The organism is Methanocalculus sp. MC3, from assembly GCF_054767395.1.
The window spans coordinates 390,926-409,518 of sequence record NZ_BAABMP010000002.1 but is presented as its reverse complement, the minus strand read 5'-3'; the positions used below and the strand labels follow the sequence as shown (position 1 = coordinate 409,518).

Annotated in this window: 17 protein-coding genes; 7 read left to right on the top strand and 10 right to left on the bottom strand. The window is 52.1% G+C overall.

Features of this window, described 5'->3' with window-relative positions; genetic code table 11:
* Positions 1–36: 36 nt before the first annotated feature.
* Positions 37–1,065 (bottom strand): PhoU domain-containing protein, encoded by a 1,029-nt coding sequence (locus ACYUBO_RS05700; RefSeq protein WP_460373015.1) that lies wholly within the window; start codon positions 1,063–1,065, stop codon positions 37–39.
* A gap of 135 nt (positions 1,066–1,200) precedes the next feature.
* Here ACYUBO_RS05700 and ACYUBO_RS05695 point away from each other — a divergent pair, with 135 nt between their 5' ends.
* Genes ACYUBO_RS05695 through ACYUBO_RS05670 form a run of 6 tightly spaced genes read left to right on the top strand, consistent with a single transcriptional unit; the run spans position 1,201 to position 8,746 of the window.
* Entirely contained in the window at positions 1,201–2,061 is an 861-nt protein-coding gene (locus tag ACYUBO_RS05695) for a phosphate ABC transporter substrate-binding protein (protein ID WP_300332441.1), read from the top strand.
* A 20-nt stretch (positions 2,062–2,081) separates the two neighbouring features.
* Positions 2,082–4,019 (top strand): phosphate ABC transporter permease PstA, encoded by a 1,938-nt coding sequence (pstA, locus tag ACYUBO_RS05690; RefSeq protein WP_460373013.1) that lies wholly within the window; start codon positions 2,082–2,084, stop codon positions 4,017–4,019.
* A gap of 3 nt (positions 4,020–4,022) precedes the next feature.
* Positions 4,023–4,781, top strand: a complete 759-nt coding sequence (gene pstB / locus ACYUBO_RS05685) for a phosphate ABC transporter ATP-binding protein PstB (RefSeq protein WP_460373011.1) — start codon at positions 4,023–4,025, stop codon at positions 4,779–4,781.
* A 2-nt stretch (positions 4,782–4,783) separates the two neighbouring features.
* Entirely contained in the window at positions 4,784–5,512 is a 729-nt protein-coding gene (locus ACYUBO_RS05680) for a phosphate signaling complex PhoU family protein (RefSeq protein ID WP_460373009.1), read from the top strand.
* A 40-nt stretch (positions 5,513–5,552) separates the two neighbouring features.
* Positions 5,553–8,111, top strand: coding sequence for a U32 family peptidase (locus tag ACYUBO_RS05675; RefSeq protein WP_460373007.1), 2,559 nt, complete (start codon positions 5,553–5,555; stop codon positions 8,109–8,111).
* Positions 8,108–8,746, top strand: a complete 639-nt coding sequence (locus ACYUBO_RS05670) for a type I 3-dehydroquinate dehydratase (RefSeq protein ID WP_460373005.1) — start codon at positions 8,108–8,110, stop codon at positions 8,744–8,746. The genes ACYUBO_RS05675 and ACYUBO_RS05670 overlap by 4 nt, the downstream gene beginning before the upstream one ends.
* On the opposite strand, the gene ACYUBO_RS05665 is transcribed toward ACYUBO_RS05670, so the two are convergent.
* Genes ACYUBO_RS05665 through ACYUBO_RS05630 form a run of 8 tightly spaced genes read right to left on the bottom strand, consistent with a single transcriptional unit; the run spans position 8,733 to position 16,506 of the window.
* Positions 8,733–9,725 carry a chorismate synthase gene (locus ACYUBO_RS05665; RefSeq protein WP_300328989.1) on the bottom strand — a complete coding sequence of 331 codons (993 nt, stop codon included), beginning with the start codon at positions 9,723–9,725 and terminating at the stop codon, positions 8,733–8,735. The two genes, ACYUBO_RS05670 and ACYUBO_RS05665, sit on opposite strands and share 14 nt — an antisense overlap.
* Positions 9,722–11,062, bottom strand: coding sequence for a shikimate dehydrogenase (aroE, locus tag ACYUBO_RS05660; protein ID WP_460373003.1), 1,341 nt, complete (start codon positions 11,060–11,062; stop codon positions 9,722–9,724). Before aroE ends, ACYUBO_RS05665 begins: the two co-directional genes overlap by 4 nt.
* Positions 11,044–12,327 (bottom strand): 3-phosphoshikimate 1-carboxyvinyltransferase, encoded by a 1,284-nt coding sequence (gene aroA / locus ACYUBO_RS05655; RefSeq protein WP_460373001.1) that lies wholly within the window; start codon positions 12,325–12,327, stop codon positions 11,044–11,046. The genes aroE and aroA overlap by 19 nt, the downstream gene beginning before the upstream one ends.
* Positions 12,324–13,115 carry a prephenate dehydratase gene (locus ACYUBO_RS05650; RefSeq protein WP_460372999.1) on the bottom strand — a complete coding sequence of 264 codons (792 nt, stop codon included), beginning with the start codon at positions 13,113–13,115 and terminating at the stop codon, positions 12,324–12,326. The genes aroA and ACYUBO_RS05650 overlap by 4 nt, the downstream gene beginning before the upstream one ends.
* On the bottom strand, positions 13,109–13,951 hold the full coding sequence (locus tag ACYUBO_RS05645) for a prephenate dehydrogenase/arogenate dehydrogenase family protein (protein WP_460372997.1): 843 nt from the start codon (positions 13,949–13,951) through the stop codon (positions 13,109–13,111). Before ACYUBO_RS05645 ends, ACYUBO_RS05650 begins: the two co-directional genes overlap by 7 nt.
* Positions 13,941–14,927 carry a 3-dehydroquinate synthase II gene (locus ACYUBO_RS05640; protein WP_460372995.1) on the bottom strand — a complete coding sequence of 329 codons (987 nt, stop codon included), beginning with the start codon at positions 14,925–14,927 and terminating at the stop codon, positions 13,941–13,943. The genes ACYUBO_RS05645 and ACYUBO_RS05640 overlap by 11 nt, the downstream gene beginning before the upstream one ends.
* Positions 14,924–15,709 carry a 2-amino-3,7-dideoxy-D-threo-hept-6-ulosonate synthase gene (locus tag ACYUBO_RS05635; protein WP_300328970.1) on the bottom strand — a complete coding sequence of 262 codons (786 nt, stop codon included), beginning with the start codon at positions 15,707–15,709 and terminating at the stop codon, positions 14,924–14,926. Before ACYUBO_RS05635 ends, ACYUBO_RS05640 begins: the two co-directional genes overlap by 4 nt.
* A 2-nt stretch (positions 15,710–15,711) precedes the next feature.
* On the bottom strand, positions 15,712–16,506 hold the full coding sequence (locus ACYUBO_RS05630) for a 2-amino-3,7-dideoxy-D-threo-hept-6-ulosonate synthase (RefSeq protein ID WP_300328967.1): 795 nt from the start codon (positions 16,504–16,506) through the stop codon (positions 15,712–15,714).
* Positions 16,507–16,797: 291 nt separating this feature from the next.
* Here ACYUBO_RS05630 and ACYUBO_RS05625 point away from each other — a divergent pair, with 291 nt between their 5' ends.
* Positions 16,798–18,180, top strand: a complete 1,383-nt coding sequence (locus tag ACYUBO_RS05625) for an MFS transporter (RefSeq protein WP_460372993.1) — start codon at positions 16,798–16,800, stop codon at positions 18,178–18,180.
* An 11-nt stretch (positions 18,181–18,191) separates the two neighbouring features.
* Here ACYUBO_RS05625 and ACYUBO_RS05620 read toward each other — a convergent pair whose 3' ends face one another.
* Positions 18,192–18,554 (bottom strand): hypothetical protein, encoded by a 363-nt coding sequence (locus tag ACYUBO_RS05620; protein WP_300328961.1) that lies wholly within the window; start codon positions 18,552–18,554, stop codon positions 18,192–18,194.
* Positions 18,555–18,593: the final 39 nt, after the last annotated feature.

Below are 18,593 nucleotides of genomic sequence, written 5' to 3'. Positions count from 1 at the left end.
CACTATCTCCGGATATTGCTCCACCACTACTTGAACTTACTCCTCGCCAATGCAGTGGTTGATGACGATCTCTGAAATATCACTTGAGTACTCCCCAATACGGGCGATGCTGTTGGCTATATATCCAAAATAGATGCTGGCGGGGCTTCTCTTTTGTATGCTCAGGGCTTTAAGTTCTTTATATAGTACTGTTAGGTCACGGAGAGAGACGATACCGGCATTTGCCTCATAGATATTCCGATCGTAAAAAGAACGCATGCTTCGCTTAAAAATTGTGAGAGCCAGTTCATCTGCTTTTCTGAAAACCTGAATCGTTTCAGTATCGATTAGAGCGCTATCGCCAGTCTCTGATTCAAGGAGAAGAAGGTTCTGGACATAGGTTGCAATCGTCACTGCATGATCGGCGATCCGCTCGATTGTACGGGATATCTGGAAAAATGTCATGGCAGCACCAGCTGTGATATTCATCTTCCGTGAAAGCGCCGGATCATGGGTGATCAGGTGATACTGCCTGTTTATCAGCCAGTGGAGGCGATCGATGTCGTTATCGCGCGATACGACATCCTGGCAGAGTGAGGCGTTCTTCTCCTCAAGAGCGGTGATGGCATCCTCATGCATCGACTTCACAATCGTATACATCCGTTTGATCGTGTTGTCAAGCGGCATCTCGGAAGGATTTAAGATATCCTTTAAGGTAATGGAAGTGTCATTCTCTTCAGCAACCTCCTGGCCGATCGTCATCTGGGTATAGAGCCTCACCATCTGCCTTACTTCAGGGGGAATTCTCACCTTTGATGTAATCCTGATCGCAGTATAGCCAGTGATATATGCGCTGATCAAGCATCGGAAGAGGCAGTCAGGATCGGCATAATCCTTCAGGAAAAACTCCTTCTCCCTCTGGGAGGTAATTCCTTTGATATCCGCTGTGATCAGCAGGTTGCCATCCGCCTGGGTGATAATCCCGATCGGATCGTTCTTCTGTATATGGTGTTTTGTTGCCCAGCTTTTTGGGAGAGAGAGGACAAAAGATGAGCCCCCGGTCACCTGGATCTTCCGGATATCCATAGTATCTATCACTGCCTGAAGAGAAGATATACTCCTATTTAGAATTTATATTACTATATATACACATATACTTTCTGATATACCAATACTCTCTATCAGGATTTATCATAGTATTTTCTACCATACAGATGATCGATGACTCGTTCATTCAGCATTAGATCATCTCCGGCATTCCTCGCCGGAGCAGTAGTTCTCCTACTTGCAGCAGCCCTTGTAAGCGGTTGTGTCGGCAGCGACCCATCAGTTGAACAACGCTCGATCTCAGTCACCGGATCGACAACCGTCCTGCCTATTGCACAGATAGCAGCCGACGCCTATATGGATAAACACCAAAATGATGAGATTCTCGTCTCAGGGGGAGGATCCAGTGTAGGTATCAAGGCAGTCGGTGAGAGAACCGCAGATATCGGAATGGCATCCCGTGACATCAAATCATCTGAGATGGAGCAGTATCCGGGAGTTGTAGAGCATGTTATTGCAGTTGATGGGATTGCACTCATTGTAAACCCTCAGAATCCGGTCTCCTCGCTCACGATGGCTGAGATAAAAGCAATCTATAAGGGAGAGATTACCAACTGGAAGGATGTTGGTGGCAGTGATCGCCAGATCGTTGTGGTTGGCAGAGATAGTGCATCGGGAACTCGTGAGTTCTTCTATGACGAGGTCATGAAGAAGGAAGAGTTCGTCAGAACCCAGCAGGAACTGAACTCCAATGGTGCGGTTAAACAGACGGTTGCCCAGACACCTGATGCAATCGGCTATGTCGGGCTTGGCTATATCGACACAACCGTCAAAGCAATCAGCATCAACAAGGATGGCACGCTCGTTGCACCCACGATTGATAATGTGAAGAATAAAACCTACCCGATCGCCCGTGGTCTTCACATGTATACAAATGGCCCCGAAACCGGTCTGATCAAAGACTATCTTGACTTCCTGGTGAGTGCAGAAGGACAGCAGATCGTCTCGAAAGAAGGCTTTGTGCCAATTAATTAATCTCTCTTTTTCTGATCATCATGCAGAAGAACAGATTTGAATCACAGATTACTGATCTCTTTACCAGGCAGAATAAAGAAAAAGCAATCAGTGGTATCTGGCTTGGAACTGCACTTGTGGCAGTTATTACGATCATTCTGATCATCGGCTTTCTGCTAAAAGAAGGTCTTCCTGCGATCCTTGAGATAGGTATTCCTGCATTCATCTTCAATGAGATCTGGACTCCAACCAGTGAGTTCCCCCAATATGGTATCTACTCCCTGATCGTCGGAACAATTCTTGTAACAATCGGAGCTGTTCTCATTGCTGTTCCTCTTGGGATCGGATCGGCAATCTTCATTGCAGAAGTTGCACCTCCACAGTTCCGTGAGGCAGTAAAGCCCGCAATCGAACTTCTGGCAGGCATACCATCTGTTGTGTATGGTTTTTTTGGTCTTGTTGTCCTGACAAACTGGCTCAGGATCTCTTTTGATCTCTCATCCGGTGCCACCTGGCTTGCAGGATCAATTATCCTTGGGATCATGGCGCTACCAACAATCGTCTCCGTATCTGAAGATGCAATCAGCAGTGTCCCCAAAGACTTTCGATCTGCGTCTCTTGCCCTTGGAGCAACACGCTGGCAGACGATCACCGGCGTTCTGATCCCTTCTGCCCTATCAGGCATCACAGCGGCAATAATCCTTGGCCTCGGCAGGGCAATCGGCGAGACGATGGCAGTGCTCATGGTAACCGGAAATGCAGCAGTCATTCCTGATCCGCTCTACAATATCCTCTCACCTATCAGGACACTCACTGCCACACTGGGTATTGAGATGGGGGAGGTTGCAATAGGGAGCACACATTACCATGCCCTGTTTGGAATGGCTCTTGTACTCCTTCTGATCACATTGATCATCAACATCTCTGCTACATTCATAATGTCGAAGATACGGGATGGGCAGATGGGTTGCTCAGAAACGCCTTTATTCTCTTACAATCAGAGAAACCAGATCAAATCAATCATTATTCTGAGTGTCCTTGTCGTTTCTGGCTGGATAGCATACCTGATCGTCGGATTACCGGGCATAGCCATTCTTGCAGCGATACTTGCACTTTTGTATGCCGGATCAAAGCTCCTCTCACGACAGTCAAAGGAGATAATTGCCTTCGGCATCGTCACCTCTGCAACAGCTCTCGTCCTCTTTGCATTGGTTGCGATCATCTTCGACATCGTCTCAAACGGGCTGCCAGCGATCACATGGGAATTCCTGACCGAAGGTCCACGAAATCTTGGCCGTTCCGGCGGCATCTTCCCTGCGATCATCGGTACCCTCTATCTTGTTGCAGGAGCTGTGGCGATCGCACTCCCGATCGGTGTTGGAGCTGCAATCTACCTGAATGAATATACCCTTGAAGGACGCCTCACAAAGATCATACGTGCCGGAAACGACCTCCTGAATGGTACGCCCTCGATCGTCTTCGGTCTCTTTGGATTTGCATTCCTCGTCCTCTTTGTCGGTCTTGGCGTTTCGCTAATAGCCGGACAGATTACCCTTGCCCTGATGATACTCCCAACGATCATCAGGACAAGCGAAGAGGCGCTGAAGTCTGTTCCCGACTCTCTCAGGCATGGAAGTCTTGCGCTTGGAGCAACCAGATGGCATACCATCTCACGGGTTGTACTCCCTGCTGCTGCTCCCGGCATTCTGACAGGAACGATCCTTGGAATTGGAAGAGCCGCAGGAGAGACTGCACCGCTCCTCTTCACTGCCGTTGTCTTCTCAAAACGATATCTCCCGACATCGGTATTTGAGCCGGTGATGGCTCTTCCTTATCATCTCTTCATCCTGGCAACAAATGTCCCAGGTGCTGACACGCAGAAATATGGTACCGCACTTGTCCTCCTCGCCCTGGTCACCGGCATTTACACCATTGCCATCATCCTGAGAAGGCATGCAAGAAAGACCGTTACGTGGTAAGATATGAAAGAAAAAGCTCTTGAAACAAGAAACCTTGACCTGTATTATGGCGAGGTGCAGGCACTCATTGATGTAAACATCAAAATCCCAAAACACAAAGTCACGGCACTGATCGGTCCGTCGGGGTGCGGTAAATCCACATTACTCCGGTGTTTCAACAGGATGAACGATCTCATACCCGGGTGTACGATAAACGGCTCGATCCTCTATCACGGCGGAGAGATTACCGGGAGATCAACTGATGTTGTGGATCTGCGGAAAAAGATTGGAATGGTCTTCCAGCAACCAAATCCTTTTCCAAAATCCATCTTTGAGAATGTCATCTATGGACCGAGGGTTCATGGGGTTCGGGATAGAAAAATGCTTGATGATATTGCAGAGAAGAGCCTGAAAGGTGCTGCCCTCTGGGATGAAGTAAAGGAGAGGCTCCATACACCTGCCCGGGGTCTCTCAGGGGGGCAGCAGCAGCGCCTCTGTATCGCACGGACACTCTCTGTTGATCCCGATATCATTCTTATGGATGAGCCCTGCTCAGCCCTCGATCCGATTGCAACAGCCAAGATCGAGAACCTTATCTCCGAACTCAAAGAAAAGTATACTGTCATAATCGTCACTCATAATATGCAACAGGCAGCACGCGTATCTGATTACACCGGATTTATGTATATGGGGAGATTAATCGAGTTCGATAACACCTCGGTTATCTTTGAACGTCCAAAGGAAGAGCTGACTGAGAACTATATTACCGGGAGATTCGGGTGATAATGATGAAAGACCACTTCCACATAGAACTTGAGGAATACCAGAGATCGGTTGAGAAGTACAGTATATTCGCCCTCACAATGCTCCGTGATTCCTTTGATGCGTTCCGATCGCTTGATCGGGAGCAGGCATGTGAGATTGCCGGCGGCATGGAGAGCCACTGCCTATCCTGCGGCACCTCAAACGGGCAGCCTGAGATGCATCAGCAGATAATGGTTCCAAGAAAGGTATTCCTAGGCCTGAAGAGCGATCAGCTTGAAGAGGAGGGGCTCAAGCTGATAGGGCTTAACCAGCCTGTGGCACGGGATCTCCGGACCATCTCATGCTGTATGAACCTCATCAGCTCATCAGAGAGGATCGGAAGATATGGAAAGGATATCTGCCATTGCACCTACAAGCTCCCTGAGGGGATTCATGTTCATGATATGGTCGGGCTCCCGGAGATGGCTGCGCTTTCTATCTCGATGCTCGAAGATGCAATCACCGCCTTCCGGACACATGATCTCGGGATGATCAAGGGCTTCTCTGAACGTGATGATGTCATTGATCGATTGCGTTATTCCATCTATGAGGACTGTATCATGATCATGGAAGAGGATCCAAAAACCATTCCCTACTGCGCAACATACCTCCTCATCGACCGCTATCTTGAGCGGTGTGCGGATCATGCATGCAAGACTGCCGAAAAGATCCATTACATGGTCACCGGCGAGCGGGTCGATATCCGGTAATCCCCTCTTTTTATCTCCATCTGTGCCAAAAGTATGCATAATGGAGAGGAGTACCCACATCCCTGAGCTTCTGGCACCTGCCGGTTCCCGCGAGGCATTTGAGGCTGCCGTTGCAGCAGGAGCAGACGCGATCTACCTCTCAGGCAGCCGTTTCGGCGCACGGGCATATGCTGCAAACTTCGATGATGATGCACTGGTACAGGCCATACAGGATGCCCATGCCCGTTCCATAAAGGTCTATGTTACCGTCAATACCCTCGTATCTGATGATGAAATGCCTGCTGTAGCCGAATACCTCCTCTTCCTCTACAGGATCGGAGCCGATGCCATCCTCATCCAGGATCACGGGGTCCTCTCGATTGCACGCCGGATTGTGCCAAAGCTCACGCTCCATGCCTCAACCCAGATGACGATCCATTCCATCGAAGGGCTCAGATATGCCGCAGCACATGGGATCAGCCGTGTCGTCCTTGCGCGTGAGCTCTCAATCGATGAAGTCAGGAGTCTCCAGCATGAGGCAGAGACGCTTGGCATAGGACTGGAACTCTTTGCACATGGAGCCCTCTGTATGGGGTACTCGGGGCAATGCCTTCTCTCTTCTGTCATCGGCGGGCGAAGCGGAAACCGTGGCACCTGCGCCCAGCCATGCCGCCGGAAGTACATTCCGATCATCGGATCAGGAGATCGATTTGGGAGAATAATTCCGGATGGGGAGGAGAGGGACGGGGGGTACCTCCTCTCACCCCAGGATCTCGCTACATATCCCCGGTTACCTGAGATGATGGATGTCGCGGCACTCAAGATTGAAGGGAGGATGAAATCCCCTGAATATGTGGCAACCGTCATCTCGCTCTACCGAAAGGCACTCGATCAGATTCAATCCGGGACATTCTCACCCGATCCGGTGGAACTGCTCTCAGCACAGTTTGCATTTAATCGCGGCTTTACTGAGGGACACCTCTTTGGCGCAATTGGATCAGCATTTGTCTCAGAAGATCGCCCTGACAACCGCGGTGTCAGATTTGGAACCGTCCAGTGGTATGATCGTGAGCGCGGTGAGGCAGTCGTCGGGGATCTGACGGCACCATACCCGGAGAGAGGGGATGGGATCGTCTTCTCAAAAGATGGAGAGGAAGATATCGGCTGTGAGATCCGGACCAATCTTCGAATTGAAAGCGGACGGATGCGGGTGAAAGTCCCGGTTCCCGTGAAGAGGGGGATGGAGGTTGCGATCAACAGGCGTGCCTCTGTGGAGCAGGCAGCCGCAGCAATTATCGCAACCTTTGGACGTGGAGGCGGCAGGAGGGTCAGGATATCGCTTTTCATTGGGATGGATAAGGGGCATCTCTCTGTGTCCGGCCATCTCAGGGGGATGAAGGGGGAGGATCTTATCGTCACCGCACGGTCTGCCTCCCCGATGGCAGAGGCGAGGACAAGGCCGCTGACTGCGGAAACTATCTCAGATCTCTTAACCCGCACAGGTGAGACACACTTTGAGGCTGTTATCGAAGAGCTGCACTATGATGGCGGGCTCTTCCTTCCTATACAGGAGATAACCGCACTCAGGAGAGAGCTTCTTTCCGAAGCAGAAAAAGCCCTGATCCAATCTGCTGAGCCCGCTCCCGGGGAAGTGGAAGAATCAAGGAAGCGACTCGGGCTCTTCAGACAAGAGAGAAGAAACCCCGCTGTCAGGCGATCCGATCCACCGGTGATCGCCGCCTATGCCGATTCAATCGATCAGGTGAGGGGTGCGCTTGCAGGCGGGTGCAGACGGATCTATTATGAACCAGCAGCCGCACTCTCCTCATGCGGAAGAAGGCAGAAGCTTGATCATTCAGAATGGCAGGCGGCCGTCCTTAGTGAGCTTTGTGTCGTAAAGGAACTCTGCCATCAGCATGGGGCAGCCTGTTTCTGGAAGTTCCCGGATATCACACGCCGGAGATTCCTTGATGATGCCCTGCCCCTTCTGGGTGATCTGTACGCTGCCGGAATCGATGGAGTGATGGTCGGGGGTGTGGGTGTCTCCGAGGCAGTACGGGCACATGTTCCGGAGATGGCGGTTGGTGGATCTTCAGCACTGAATATCACCAATCACTCTGCGCTCGAAGCACTCAAACCAGCACACAACTCAGTTGCCCTCTCAAGAGAGATCTCACTGGCAGAACTTCAAAGCCTCTGCATCGGGGATGATGAACTGGTTGAGTTCTTTGTACAGGGATCGGTTCCGGCGATGATCACCGAACATTGTATTGCATATGGGAGATACCCCTGTCCGTCACATACCGGATTGCATCTTGCAGCTATAATGGATCAGACCGGACGATCATTTCCGCTCAGGGTTGATAGCGAGTGCAGGACAATTATAGGAAATGCCGTTGAGACCTGCCTCATCGATCATCTGGATCTCATCCTTGATGCCGGAATTGCAATTCTCGGGATTGAGCTCCGGTCCAGAACTGAAGAGTATGCCGCTGCTATATGCCGGGCTTATTCCTCAGCTCTCTCAGGTGGCACTATCGATCAGCTCAAAGATGATATCCGTTCGATCTCATGGGGGGGAATCACAACAGGCCCCTTCCTTGGCGGTGGTTTCAGATGAAGTATATCATATCAATTAATGACCTCTCACAATTTGAGGGTGCAGCAGCCGAGGATCCATGGGCAATCGAGCTTCGGCTTGACCTGATGGAGACCTGCACGCCAGCAGACCTTCAGGCGATCAGATCAAAATGGACAGGACTGCTGCTCCTTACGATCAGGAGTGTACATGAAGGAGGACGGTTTGCCGGGGATGCGGCGGAATGGAAACGCCGCATTGAGATCCTTCTTCCCTATGCAGATATGGTCGATATAGAGCGTCGGTTCTCTCATCATGCAGACTGGGTGCGGACGCAGCAGAAGACGATCATAGCCTCGTATCATACCGAAGAGATGCCGGACTCTGATCAGCTCTCACTCTGCGAAAAAGAGCTCCGGTCATATGGTGATATCCCAAAGATTGTCGTCTCTCCGAAAAAGAACGAAGATGCGGTTACACTCCTTGGATATACCATTGGAGCGGAAAAACCGATCTGCGTCTCGATTATGGGATCCGGGTATGCATGGCTCAGGCCCCTGCTCCTTGTTATGGGATCAGGATATGCCTATTGCCATGCCGGGAATGCGACTGCTGCCGGACAGTACCATATGAGGGAGATGAGAGAGATTATCAGGCTCCTGCTCAAAAGCCAGTGAACCTCTTCTGCATCAGAACTGCATCTATAAGCACGAGTGCAAGCATGCATTCGGCAACGACAAGGACCCTTGGCACAATACAGGGGTCATGACGCCCCCTTATTGATATCTCGACCTCCTCACCCTCCGAATTGATCGTCTGTTGTGGAAGCGAGATCGAGGGTGTCGGCTTGACAGCACACCGGATAACGATCGGATCTCCATTGCTGATGCCACCAAGGATACCCCCTGCATGGTTTGTGGCAAAGCCGCTCTTTTGCATGGGATCATTGTGCTCGCTCCCAGACATCCGTGCAGCAGCAAACCCTTCCCCGATCTCAACTCCCTTGATCGAGCCGATCCCCATCATCGCACCGGCAATGGCAGCATCCAGTTTTCCAAAGACCGGATCCCCAAGCCCTGGTGGGCAACCCACAGCAAAAAGCTCGATGATGCCACCGACTGAATCGCCGCGCTCCTTTGCCACAAGGATCTCCTCTTCGAACTGATCGGGATTGGAATTTCCATGAATCTCCAGTATGCGGGATCTAATCGAGATCCCCTGATTGAAAAGGCACTGGAATGCAACTGCACCCGCAGCCACACGTGCCGCTGTCTCCCGCCCTGAGCTCCGCCCGCCACCCCGGTGATCGCGGTGCCCGTACTTCAGATGGTACGTGTAATCCGCATGTCCCGGACGGAATACCGATCTGAGAGAGTCGTAATCACCGCTTCTCTGTGCAACTGATGGGATCAGTATCGCTATCGGCATCCCGGTGGTTCTGCCTTCAAAAACTCCGGAGAGGATCTCCACATGATCGGGTTCTGCCCGAGGCGACATGGTCGGATCCCGGCCCGGACGCCGTCTATCCATGTATGGCTGGATCAGATCTTCAGTGAGCGGTATACCGGGGGGGCAGCCATCCACCACCACCCCGAGTCCGGGACCATGGCTCTCGCCGAATGTGGTGCAGCAGAAGAGGCGGCCGAAGATATTCATGAGAGCACCTCCCTGATCCGATCGATTCCGGGATCGATACCGGTGAGGATGGTAAACTGGGCCCGCGCCTGATGGATGAACATCTCTGTTCCCTGTATGATCCGGCATCCCGCTGCTTCGGCCTCCCTGAGGAGCGGGGTCATCGGGGGGGTGTAGACAAGATCAAAGATGGTTGTATCCGGTTTCAATAATCCGGATGGAACCGGAGAGTGGTCACGCTCCTTCATCCCGACAGGGGTCGCATTGACGATCAGATCGGCGTTTATCGAAGAGGAGAGCGGGGCACTCCTGCATCCAAACCGCTCTGCAAGCACCTCACCACGCTTTTCTGTTCTGTTTGAGATGGTAACATCCATCTCAAGCGATTGAAGGGCATAGACTGCGGCTGCCGCTGCTCCGCCTGCACCCACCACAAGAGCATCCCCTCCGCGAAGATCGCGGATGGGCTCACGGATGCCGATCCAGTCAGTATTGTGTCCATAGAGCCGCCCATCACAGGAGATAACAGTATTGACGGCGCCAATAGCATGGGCATCCGCATCCGGCTCATCGATACAGGAGATCATCATCTCTTTGAATGGAATCGTGACAGATAGCCCTTTCGCTCCAAGGCCACGCATTATCCGGATTGCATCCTCTGCCGATTTCGCGGGGAGGTAGAGGTACCTTCCGGGTATGGCATACTCAGGAAAGAGTGTATTATAGAGATGCGGACTCCTGCTATGGGAGACGGGGTTTCCTGTGATCCCAAAGATAAGCGGGCAGTTGATGAGATCATCCGGAGTATCGCAATTGAGTTCTGCCAGGGTCTCTGCAAAGAGATCCGGATTCCGTCTTCGCATCCCATTCAGATGGATGATCCTGGCTGCGGCTTCATCAGCCCTGAGCAAGACAGTGTCAATGCAGAGATCGGCCAGACCGCGAAATACCGGCATTCTCACCCCGGCAAGATGGCGAATCTCATCCAGATCCGACAGATGGGTGAGTGCCGGACGGCTGCTCCCCTGTATCCGGGAGTGAAGGGTTTCTTCATCTGCTGTCAGGAGGATGATGTGTGATCGCCTTCGGAGCCTGCGAGTATTCTCCGGATCCATCACTGCCCCGCCGCCGGTTGCAATGACGGCCGGTCCATCAGGAAGAGAGGCGATCACCTCCCGCTCCATCTGCCGGAATGCCTCCTCTCCAAGATCAGAGAAGATCTCCGGGATGCTCTGTCCTGCCCTCTTCTCAATCAAGACATCGGTATCATACAGGGGTATCTGGAGCTTTTCTGCCAGCCTCCTGCCAATAGCAGATTTACCGGATCCCCGAAGCCCGATTAAGACATACCGTTCCATAGACCTGCTCCTTTCAGGATATCCCAGAATTCCGGATAGGATTTGGCGACACATCCTGCATCACGGATTGATACACCTCCAATCCCAAGGCCAAGAACTGCCCCGCTCATTGCGGTCCGGTGATCATTTGCCGGATCGATCATACCCCCGTGCAGTTCCCCGGGAGTAATTGAAAGGGAATCCCCGGTTGTAGCTACACCGGCCCCAAAACCAGACAATACCTGTTCGATTGCCGCTATCCTGTCACTCTCCTTATGCCTGAGATGTGAAATCCCCCGGATCATCGTCGTGCCGCTGGCAAACGGTGCCACTGCTGCTAATGTCTGGACGGTGTCTGGCATCCCGGACATGTCACAGGTGATCCCGGTGAGCGGACCATCCCGGATGAGTTGGTATCCATTCTCATGAGAGAGTACCTGGCATCCCATCTCCCTCAGGAGAGAGAGGAACTGCCGATCTCCCTGTGGAGATGTGGGTTTCAGGTTTGTTACCGCAGCCTCCCCCCCGCAGACCGCTGCGAACGCAAAGAAGTAGGACGCAGATGAGTAGTCGCCTTCAACCTCATAGCTTCTTCCTGCAAATGGCTTCCCGCATCCAACCTGGAACGTTTTCACTGCATCGACGTTGACAGATATGCCAAATGAAGCCATAAGGTCAAGGGTAATATCGAGGTAACTGGCAGATACGGATTTGCCCCTGAGCGATATGATGAGATCTTCCTCTGCATAGGGTGCTGCCATTAATAGCGAGGTGACGAACTGGCTGCTTATCTCAGGAGATATCTCAACGTTCCCACCAAGAATCCGCCCCGATACTTCGATCGGAGGATAGCCGGTTCTGCCAAGATACCTGACCTGCCCCCCGATTGCATTTAATGCAGAGACGAGATCCCCAATCGGCCGCTCACACATCCTCTCACTCCCGGTGAGTACGACAGGCTGATTTGCAAGCAATGCAACTGATGCGAGGAGCCGCATGCTTGTCCCCGAATTCTTCAGATCAATGGTAACTCTTCCACCCGGGGAGAGGACTCCCCCAGTACCATGGATCAGGAGTCCATTCTCACGCTCTTCAATGGCAACACCCAGTTGCCTGAGGGCAGAGAGGGTGAGGAGGGTATCCTCTGCTACCAATGGTTCAATGATCATTGAATCACCCTCTGCCAGTGCGGCAGCGATGAGTGCCCGGTGCGTATAGCTCTTGGATGGCGGAGCCCTCACACGTAGATCAACAGGCGTAGTCCTCTTCTCAAGTCTCACGATCATAACTGCACCACAAGCTTCGGGTAACACCCAAATTCCCTGACAGGAACGGTCTTCTTCAGCTCATTTAGAGCCTCCTGTGCTGCTTGCCCGGATTCGAAATCAAGGAAGAACCGGTAACTGCCGATTCCGCGTCCGGATGGGCGTGATTCGATTCGTGAGAGATTGATATTACGTTTGGCAAAGGGGCTCAGAAGTGTATGAAGAAGACCCGGAACATCCTCCTCTGGATCTATCAGGATACTGCATTTGATGATACCTTCCCCTGAGTATCCGCTCTTTTCAATCCTGATGAACCGGGTGGTGTTTGAGGCGTTGTTCTCAAGTCCCCTGAGGATGATCGGGATGCCATAATACTCTGCTGCCGCATCAGAGATGGCAGCAGCACCCTGCCTGTTCTCCAGTGCCTTGAGAGCACTGGCTGCATTACTGCTTGTATGGATCACCGGCAGGCCGAGGCGATCAAATGCCTCGCTGCATTGCTCATGTGTCTGGGGATGTGCATAAATTTCTCTTACATCTTCAATCGAAACAGATGAGGCAAGGGTATGGTGGATAGGGAGATAGCATTCTCCTGTGATCTTCACATCGTACCGGCAGAGCCCGTCAAGGGTCGGCCCGACACCTCCTGCCTCGCTATTCTCTATGGGAACAATACCAATTGCCTCTCCCTTCTCCGCGAGTGCAAAGACCGCAGATATCGTAGGGAGGAGGAGCGGCTCAGCCCCGCTCAGCCGGACAGCCACCTCATGGCTGAATGTCCCGGCAGGTCCAAGGACTGCTATTACCACTCGCTCACCACCTGATCAAGGAGTCGATCGGTAAGAGCAATTGCCTCTTTTTGAAATGAGGCGGAGTGTGCAGCGTCCTTATCAAATTCCTCCCTGAATACCTCAGGATCGTGCTGAAGAATCATCTCCCCTACCTCTCTGACAGCCTTCAGATAGGCGGATATCGCCTCTTCAACTGACTGATTTCCCTGGAGGATGCCCCCATACAGGCTGCTGTCCTGTGAGAGTGTCCGTGCCATGAAGGCAAAGGTAGCATGGGCATTTGGGGTGGCAAATGGGAGGAGATCTTCGAGTGTACAATTTAAGCTCCTGAGCATCTGCGCCATTGCAATGCTCTGAAGATGGATGATCCCCTGTGTCACCGCTACCGCCCTGTCATGTACCTCTGGTGTCGATTGATGAACCAGCATACCTGCCGCTTCGAATATCCCCTGTAGCCAGAGTTGCGTCTCCGGATCTGCCCTCGCAGGTGTCATGATCAGCTTTTGATTCTCTATCGTTGCCATATTCGGGCCAAAGAGCGGATGAAGGCCGATCACCTGTGCATCAGATTCAAGCATTGCTGCAACCGGCTTCTCCTTGATGGAGGTGAGATCTGCAATCAGCTGATCCTTCTCAAGAAAAGGTGCAACTGATCTGATCACCTCTTCGGTCACAGAAATGGGAACGGTAACCAGTACCACACTGCATCGCCCGGCAAGCCCGCGGTACTCAGAAGCCAAAGCTCTGCCGATCACCTCCACGGAGCAGCCTGCATCTTTGAATATCTGCCTGAAGAGGGTTCCCATCCGGCCTGTTCCACCAATGATCCCGATGGTGCGGCCATCATCTCTCAAGGATGGTCTCATCGATGGCAACCCCAAAGTGCCGTCCTCCGGTCATCAGGTGCCCAAGCACCCGATCTCCCTCTTTCAGCTCAACGACGCTTCGCGGAACACCATCTTCCCCGACAAGCCTGACCGTCTCGGCATTCTGGATGACCGCACTTGCAACCCGCCCCTCATGCTCCGCTTCAACGAGAAGAAGGGGGCGGCGCTCGATCTTTACTCTCCCGACAGAGACCGTACGGCTCTGTCCTTCCCCGGTTACGGCACATCCTGTATCTCCGGAGCCTATCTCGGAGAGGTAGCGGGTTTTGCCATCAGGGGAGAGGACATACATATGCACAGCACCAGCATTCACCCGGAATGGACGGGGGGAGACATAGGGGTTCTCCAGGGTCTCGGCGGCAACAAGGAACAGGGCAGATGATGTATTCCCCACAAGCATCCCTTCACCTTCATCAAAGAGGGAGCAGGTATCGATGCAGACCCTGTCACCGACCCCCACAGGCGTGATCCGGGTAATGGTCAGGGGGAGGAGTGGCAGAGTGCCGCCATCCGCTTCAAGCAGAGCGGCAACGGACCGGATCTCTTCAGAATCCTGTGAGTTGAGCAGAATCCCGCCAACACCCTTCTCAAGGATGCCCAGAGCCAGTGCTGCCTCATGGGCATCAGAGACTTCTGCAATGATCCTATCGGATACCGCAACAAGGTTTTCAAGGGGAATAACGGTCCAGTCGGTTGTACGTACAATAACATGGCCAACCCTGGCATAGTCTGCCGCCTGCTCTTCGGTTGCCTTGTCGATGATCTCAATCCGGTGAAAATCCCTTCCCTCGATGAGATCGCCATCGGGCGCAATGATGGGAATCCTTGCAAGAGATTTCGCCTCTTCACTACTGTTGAGGAGAAGGGCTGTTGCTCCACCCTCGATTGCGGCAAGTGCAGCCTCTTTGTTCCATGGGCGGATATCAACCCAGAACTCCTTCATGAGAGCCTCCCAAGAGCTTTATCCGGTTTTTCGCGTCCATGTACTACCCGGCAGATTGTATGGACAAACTCGGTGGTGTTCTTCCTCTGAAATGCGTTTCTCCCCATGCAGACCCCGGCACCCCCGGCAGTGATTGCATCATCGATCATCATCAGCGACTCGAGATCGCCTCCCTTCTCACCACCGGCAACGAGCACGGGAACCGAGCATGCAGTGGTGATCTGCCTGAATGCCTTCTCATCCTGCGGGTAGTTTGTCTTTATCAGATCCGCACCCAACTCTTCTGCCACCCTGACACAGTGGGCAACAGCACGTGGATCATTTGGATCGATTCCCTCTCCACGGGGGTAGATCATGATCAGGAGAGGAATCCCCCATCGGCTGCATTCCCGTGAGACAACACCTGCCGCCTCGATCATCTTTGACTCCTGTGGCGCCCCGAGATTAATATGGATAGATACCCCGTCGGCTCCAAGGGTGATCGCCTCCTCAACAGTACAGATCAGGACCTTGTCATTTGGATCGGGATTCATCGAGGTGCTGGCGGAAAGGTGGACGATCAGGCCGATATCACGGCCATGCCTCCTGTGCCCTCCTTTTACCATTCCCTTATGGAGTATGATGGCATTTGCCCCTCCTGCACTCACCTCATTGACGACAGTCTGCATATCAAGCAGCCCCTCTATCTGGCCGAGAGTAAACCCATGATCCATCGGGATAATAACCGCCCGCCCGGTATTTCTGTCCATAATCCGCTCAAGACGTATCTCTTTTCCGATCATTTTCAACTCCCCCTGAGTATCTCCAGGGCCTCTTCAGCCGTCCTCTTCTCCATCATCACTGCCCGTGCCGCATGCAGGAATGCTCTTGGATTTTTGTGCTGGAAGACATTCCTCCCGATTGAGATCCCGGCTGCTCCTCCAAGCATCGACCCTTCTATCACCTGAAGCATCTCAGGATCATTCATCTTGGAGCCACCGGCAACAACCACCGGCACGCTGCACCCCTCTGTCACCTCGCGGAAGGAATCCGGATCTCCCGTGTAGACAGTCTTGACGATATCAGCCCCAAGCTCAGATGCCACCCGTGCGGCAAGCTTCACGTATTCGCATCCGTTTTCGTCAGTTATCTTCCTGCCTCTCGGGTACATCATTGCAAGGAGAGGCATCCCCCATTCCATACATTCAATTGAGATCCTCCCGAGATCGGAAAGCATCGATGCCTCAGAATCCGCACCGATATTTACATGCACCGAGACGGCGTCTGCCCCCATCTTCAGTGCCTGGGTGACGGTATTCACGATCACCTTGTTATTGGGATCCGGTCCAAGCGAGGTGCTGGCGGAGAGGTGCAGGATCAACCCGATATCCTCTCCTGATCGACGGTGCCCGTGAAGGGCGAGGCCGACATGCCCAAGGACTGCGGTTGCCCCTCCTTCTGCGACTGCGTCAACAGTTCCACAAAGATCAATTAAACCCGTTATCGGGCCCTGCGATACCCCATGGTCGAGCGGGACGATGATCATCTTCCCCGACTTTCGATCCATGATCCGTTCCATGCGAATATCTTTTCCATGCATAGTATAACCACAACACACATACTGCCTTCTGACACCAGATTAAACATTGGTGTCTTCAGGCGTAGCTAAAAAAGCGATAAAAACCAAAGAAAGCCTCCGCTTGGGAGTCAGCCTTCAGAAGAATGTCTGCGAAAAGAACAGATGCCAAGCTACCGGAGATAAAAGCATTCACCGGCGAAAAAACATCCACCACGCATTATAGTATTGTTATCGTGAACAATATAAAAAGGTGTGGGTGAGCAGGATACCCCATGGCTTAATCGGGTGCGAATTCAAACACATATTCGATTTATGTTGGAACAATCCGATAATCGATCGTGGCTTCGGTTGATACTGATTATATCGACGCTTGGATCATTCCTGACACCGTTCATCGGCTCAATGGTCAATCTCGCCCTACCCCAGATTGCAGCAGAATTTTCAGCTGATGCAATCCAGCTCGGATGGGTTCCAACTATCTTTTTATTGTGTTCGGCGATGTTTCTCATACCTGTTGGAAAACTGAGTGATATATACGGGAGAAAAAAAGTCTTCCTCATAGGAATCATCATCACCGGACTCACATCATTTCTCATTCCCTTTTCACCGACATTTCCGGTACTCATAGCGCTTCGTGGCCTTCAGGGGATAGGGAGCGCATGTATCTTTGGAACATCCGTTGCAATCGTTTCATCAGTCTTTCCAAAAGAGCAGCGCGGCAAGGCACTTGGGATTAATGTAACCGGCGTCTATGCCGGCCTCTCGCTAGGTCCGGTCATCGGCGGGCTGCTCACCCATTACCTCGGGTGGAGGAGCCTCTTCTTCATTCTCGTGCCATTATGTATCTTCATAATATTCGCTGTGACACGCTGGATTACAGTGGACTGGGCAGCTGCTGATGTCCCTTCATTCGATCTGGTGGGAGCCCTCCTCTATGCATCAGTGGTCTTCTGCGGGATATTTGGGATCACCTCGATCACATCCAAGGAGGGAGTGGTAGCGCTCATCCTCTTCTTCCTCCTCCTTCCCATCTTTCTATCGCATGAAACAAAGGTACACAATCCGATCTTTGATATACGGATATTCAAAAACAACCGTGTTTTTACGTTCTCAAATATTGCAGCCCTGATCAACTATAGTGCGACCTTTGCAATCGGATACCTTCTCAGCCTGTACCTCCAGATCATCAAAGGTCTTGATCCAAAATCTGCCGGACTTGTTCTTGTGAGCCAGCCCCTGATGCAGGTGCTCTTCTCCCCGTGGGCAGGGAGGCTCTCCGATCGGATAGAACCCCGTTATATCGCATCTGCCGGGATGGGGCTGAATGCCATCGGGCTCTTTATTCTCGCAGGAGTCTCCGAAGAAACAACGCTTCCCATCATAATACTGGCTCTCCTCTTCCTGGGATTTGGGTTTGCCCTCTTCTCATCCCCAAATACCAATGCGGTGATGGGATCGGTACAAAAGACAGATTATGGGATCGCCTCCGGCACTATTGCGACGATGAGGCAGTTTGGCATGGTACTCTCAATGGGAATTACCCTCTTTCTTTTCACCATCTTCATCGGTGCGGTTGAGATTGGAGCCGAGCAGGCATCCGGCTTTATTATCACCCAGAGATATGCATTTATAATCTTTGCATTGCTCTGCATTGTCGGATTTGTCATCTCGCTTGCACGAGGCCGGAAAGGGTGAGCAGCCTCACCCTATCTAAAGATTTTTCTTGCGAAAACGGAGAGGGAGAAGGCAGTTCCCATCATCCATACAGAAAGGAAATCTCTTGCAACAAAGAAGAGTGATTTATCCGGATACTGGTCATCCCGAACATTTCTGACTGAGAAATATGCAAGGAGGAACCATATTGATGCAACAGTGGTCTGGCCAATGACCGATATCCAGAGGCCAAGAGATGCGAAGACCACACAGAGGATATATGCAAGAAAGCTGGTAAAGCTTGCAGTAAAGAAGTTCATCACCGCCCCACGGTACAGGACATCCTGAAGCTGGGGGAGGAGCATGACTGCAAGAAGGAATGTGATGATCGTAATAGCAATATCCTGCCAGCTCATATGCTCTCCTGAAGTGCCGGTTCGTAACCCTTCAAACTC